4 protein-coding genes and 2 pseudogenes are annotated in these 3,943 nt (G+C 72.0%); 3 read left to right on the forward strand and 3 right to left on the reverse strand.

Annotated features, from left to right (window positions below; all coding sequences use genetic code 11):
- Positions 1 to 116 (reverse strand): annotated as a pseudogene (locus AB0O00_RS31750) (NAD(P)-dependent oxidoreductase); the annotation flags it as partial.
- A gap of 80 nt (positions 117 to 196) precedes the next feature.
- On the opposite strand from AB0O00_RS31750, the gene AB0O00_RS31755 reads away from it, so the two are divergent.
- From AB0O00_RS31755 to AB0O00_RS31765, 3 genes are all read left to right on the forward strand, one after another.
- Positions 197 to 619 carry a MerR family transcriptional regulator gene (locus tag AB0O00_RS31755; protein WP_363657657.1) on the forward strand — a complete coding sequence of 141 codons (423 nt, stop codon included), beginning with the start codon at positions 197 to 199 and terminating at the stop codon, positions 617 to 619.
- Positions 620 to 701: 82 nt separating this feature from the next.
- Complete coding sequence (locus AB0O00_RS31760) at positions 702 to 1,457, forward strand: alpha/beta hydrolase (protein WP_363657658.1); 756 nt, start codon at positions 702 to 704, stop codon at positions 1,455 to 1,457.
- Positions 1,450 to 1,908 carry a winged helix DNA-binding protein gene (locus AB0O00_RS31765; protein WP_363657660.1) on the forward strand — a complete coding sequence of 153 codons (459 nt, stop codon included), beginning with the start codon at positions 1,450 to 1,452 and terminating at the stop codon, positions 1,906 to 1,908. The genes AB0O00_RS31760 and AB0O00_RS31765 overlap by 8 nt, the downstream gene beginning before the upstream one ends.
- A 114-nt stretch (positions 1,909 to 2,022) precedes the next feature.
- On the opposite strand, the gene AB0O00_RS31770 is transcribed toward AB0O00_RS31765, so the two are convergent.
- Both AB0O00_RS31770 and AB0O00_RS31775 read right to left on the reverse strand, forming a co-directional pair.
- Complete coding sequence (locus tag AB0O00_RS31770; RefSeq protein WP_363657662.1) at positions 2,023 to 3,342, reverse strand: hypothetical protein; 1,320 nt, start codon at positions 3,340 to 3,342, stop codon at positions 2,023 to 2,025.
- A pseudogene (locus tag AB0O00_RS31775) lies at positions 3,339 to 3,943 on the reverse strand (hypothetical protein); the annotation flags it as partial. The pseudogene AB0O00_RS31775 and the gene AB0O00_RS31770, both read right to left, overlap by 4 nt.

The following is a 3,943-nucleotide window of genomic DNA, read 5'->3' on the forward strand; positions in this document are numbered from 1 at the left end:
GTCGGACGCCCGGCGGCGAGCAGCGCCCCGGCGAGGGCCCGGCCCATCGGGCCCAGGCCGAGAACGGCAACGGCGGTGCGGTCAGCGGCGGTTGAGGAAGGTCGTTCGTTCGGCATGGCGGTTACGCTAGACCTTCACGCCGACGTCAGAGTCAAGCCGGGCGCGGCGGCCGTGCTGCCACCAGGAGGTGCCCGCGATGCGGATCGGAGAGCTCGCCCGGCGGACCGGCGTCACGCCGCGCGCCCTGCGCTACTACGAGGAGCAGGGGCTGCTCACCCCCGAGCGCCGCCCCAGCGGCTACCGCGAGTACGGCGAGCGGGACGTGGACGCCGTCCACGGCATCCGCACGCTCCTCGCCGCCGGCCTCAACAGTGCCGCGATCGCCGAGATCCTGCCCGGCCTGCCGCTCCCGGGCCACCGCCGCCCCGGCCCGACCTGCCCGGAACTGCTGGACGGCTTGGCGCGCGAACGCGCCCGGATCACCCGCCAGATGGACGAACTCGCCGCCGCCCGCGACCTGTTGGACGAGATCATGGGCTCGGGGGCGCCGAGTGAGGCGATCCGTGGAGGCGCAGCATCGAGGGCGCCCAAGTCGCCGCCGGCGACGACGGCCTCGTAGTCGGACGAGCACATAGGGCAACCAGAAAAATGTGGCCCGGGTTTCATGTGTCACGACACATGTGTCGTGTAATGTGTCCGTTATGAGTACTTCGAAGAAGGATCCGACGCTCGTCTTCATCCCCTGCTTCTCCGGCGCTCCGTGGAGCGCCGAGCAGCTCGCCCCCTACGGCGAGGCGCCCAAGCGGACGCTGCGCCTGCCCGAGGGCGTCAACGACATCGAGCGCTATGCCGACCACGTCGAGAACGCGGTCGCGGACCTGGACGACTACGTGCTGGTCGGCGACTCGTTCGGCGCGAACATCGCGCTCGCGCTCGCCATCCGCCGCCCGCGGGGCCTGCGTGCCCTGGTCCTGTCCGGCGGGTTCGCGGCCAACCCGGTCGACTCCAAGCCGTGGAAGGCCCTGATGCGGGTGATCGGCAAGGCCCGCGGCCCGCTCTACCGGCAGCTGACGCTGCGGGCCCACGCCCACCGCCTCGCCTCCCCGTTCGACGGCGAGGGGCAGGTGCCCTGGAGCGAGGCGCGCAGCCGCGAGCTGTTCCTCGTCAACACCCCGGCCGCCTCCTTCGACGCCCGCGTGCAGGCCGTTCTCACCGCCGACTACGTCGACGCACTCGGCCGGGTCCAGGTCCCGACCCTGATCCTGACCCCCTCGCACGACGTGCTGATCGGCGAGAACGCCTCCAAGACCATGCTCGCGGGCATCCCCGACGCCCGGGAGGTCGTGCTGCCGCGCACCGGACACATGTTCCGCTTCTCCCACCCGGCCACCTACGCCACCGCGGTCGAGGACTTCCTCGCCACCGTGCCGGCCACCGGCCAGGTCGCCGGTGCGTAAGGCCGAACACCTGCGGTTCGCGATCCTGGCAGCCCAGCGCGAAGGCAACCGGCTGCTGATCCAGGCCCTCAAACCCCACGGCATCACCCCGTCGCAGGCCGAGGTGCTGCGCCTGCTCCAGCAGCACGGCACCTTGAGCCTGAACGGGCTCGGGCAGCTCCTGGTGTGCGAGAGCGGCACCAACCCCAGCCGGCTGGTCGAACGCGTCGTCGCGGCCGGGCTGGTCGAGCGCCGCACCGACGCCGCGGACCGCCGCTACCTCCAGCTCAGTCTCACCCCCGAGGGTGAACGCCTGGCCACCGCGGTCGCCGAGATCGAGGAGTTCCTCTACGCGGCGACGGACGCCGCCTGCGAGGGCCTGGACACCGACGCGATGCTCGCCTTCCTGCACAACTTCATCGACCCCCTGCCCTCGGGCGAGGCCCTCAACAAGCGCCTCGCCCTCGACTAGAACACGTCTTCTGGAACGCGTCTTCTGGAACACGTCTTCGCCTGCGCCCCGTCCCGGGTGGACTCCTCCGACACCGCCACCCGCCAGGCCACCGCCGGCTCCCGGTGCGGACTTTCAATTTCCCTCGGGGGAGATCCGACTCGCAGCCGACAGCCACAGGTCCGGTTGTCGGTAAGGCAACAGCCACTCGCTTCGCCGGACGGGCGGGCGCTCGTGCACCGGCTCCTCCTCGTCGTCGTCCCCGACGATCTCGTGGAGGAGCACCGTCACGACGTACAGCCGGTGCTCGGCGCGCTCGGCATGGCCGCGCACGCCGTCCTCGGTGATCAGGGCTAACTCCAGTGCAGCATCAGTGGCATGGCGGAAGGTCACCAACAGGACCGACCTCAGTCCCGGCTCGCTCACGTCGTCCGCCAGGTTCTCCAGGTCCGCCGACAGTTGCTTGGCCGCCGTGCAGACCTCGTCCACCGCCCACGGCAGGTCGGCCCTCGTCCCGTACCCGATCCGCACGCGGGTGAGCCGGCCGGCCACCTGCCGGGCAGCACGGGCCAGGCGCCGAAGTGCGTCGTCCGGTGGCCTTCCGGCCGGTGTCGGCCGCCAGGGCGCGGCCCACGTCCGGTCGGCGCACGTCCGGTCGGCCCACGCCCGGTAGGCGGACCCGGGTGGTAGGACCACCGGCTCCCAGCGCCCGATGCCCAGCGTCCGGCCGTCTTGACCCGTCAGCTCGTTCCGCAGGGGCTCGGGCAGCACCAGCACCGGTCCTGGCCCCTGCCGGGCCACGAACTCGTCCCGGGCCGCCTTGAGGTACGCGATCTTGCGGCGGAGATCCCAGAGCACACGCCGATTCGGCAGGTGGGTCCCGAGGACACCGGCCATGTACCTCGGACGCTGTTCCCGGGAGAGCCCGGCGAGCATGAGACGGCACCAGCGAGCGATCGACTCCCGGCCCGCGTCGCGCGGCAGCACGGCGATCGCCCCGTTGCCCTGGCCGACGTCGTAGTCGTCCCAGCCGACGATCCGCGAGCACGCTTCCGCCACGGCCAGGAACAGCGCGTCCCGGAACTCCGGGTCGAGGCCGCTCCTGCCGGAGCGCTCGCAGTCCACGACCAGGATGACGCGGCGGAGGGGTTCCTCCAACGGGCTTCCGTCCTCAGGGGCGTCATCGGACTGTTGAACAATCGGATCCAGAACCGGCTCGATGGACGCCGGGTCGAGGTCGGGCGCGAGCGAGGATCCCTGCAGGGTCCTGAGGAAGCCCCGCAGCGGCGGGCTCAGTCTGCCGACGTCCACTTCCGCGCCTCCGTGCGACGGCGGGCGGAGGCGCTCCAACTCCCGCGTCCAGGGGCCCGCGTCGCTCGTGCTCGCGGTGCGGAGAATCGTGAGGGCCCAACGGATCAGGTCGCCGGTGACGGCCTCGGGCATGGGGTTGGTCATGGGTGCGTCCTCCTCCGTTCCTCGTCGGTCGGGTCCTGCTGCTGCTCGGCGGGTTGTCGGGTCCCGCGCTGCGGGCCGAGGCCGAGATCGTCGCGAAGTCTCTTTACCCGCATCGAGACCGCACTCTCGGAGATCCCGAGCCGGGCCCCGATCTCCTTGTCGGTGAGCCCCAGGGCACGCCCGCGGAAGATCTCCGCAAGCTTCCGGCATTGATCGGCGGTGAGGTCCGGCCGGAGGCCGGCAATCAGGGCCTCGCACGCGGCCTGGTCGGGCACGGTGTCGTCGTGGGCGGGCTCCGGCTGCACTTCCCCGCCGTCCACGATGCCGGGCAGCGCGTCGCCGAGCGGCAGTTCGACGGCGGCACCCGCCCCGAACTCCCGGTACCAGCGGCGGTGGGCGCCGGGGAAGGCCAGCAGGACCGCGCCCACGAAGTAGGAGGCGAGCGTGGCACCGCCGGCGCAGCTCCAGCCGCCCTCGATCAAGGCTTTCTTCCGGAACCGCGTCCAGGCGAGGGCGACCGTCTCGCCGATCAGCGACTCCCGTTCGTCCGCGCGCACGCGCAGCACCCGCCGCGCCGTGGCGTCCGCGTCGAGGGGACGGC

The sequence above is a fragment of the Kitasatospora sp. NPDC093558 genome (assembly GCF_040683475.1).
Classification (GTDB): Bacteria; Actinomycetota; Actinomycetes; order Streptomycetales; family Streptomycetaceae; genus Kitasatospora.

Excerpts from the sequence above, each read along its gene's own strand:
- AB0O00_RS31755 (WP_363657657.1), top strand. The coding sequence starts at position 197 with ATGCGGATCGGAGAGCTCGCCCGGCGGACCGGCGTCACGCCGCGCGCC.
- AB0O00_RS31760 (WP_363657658.1), top strand. The coding sequence starts at position 702 with ATGAGTACTTCGAAGAAGGATCCGACGCTCGTCTTCATCCCCTGCTTC.
- AB0O00_RS31770 (WP_363657662.1), bottom strand. The coding sequence starts at position 3,342 with ATGACCAACCCCATGCCCGAGGCCGTCACCGGCGACCTGATCCGTTGG.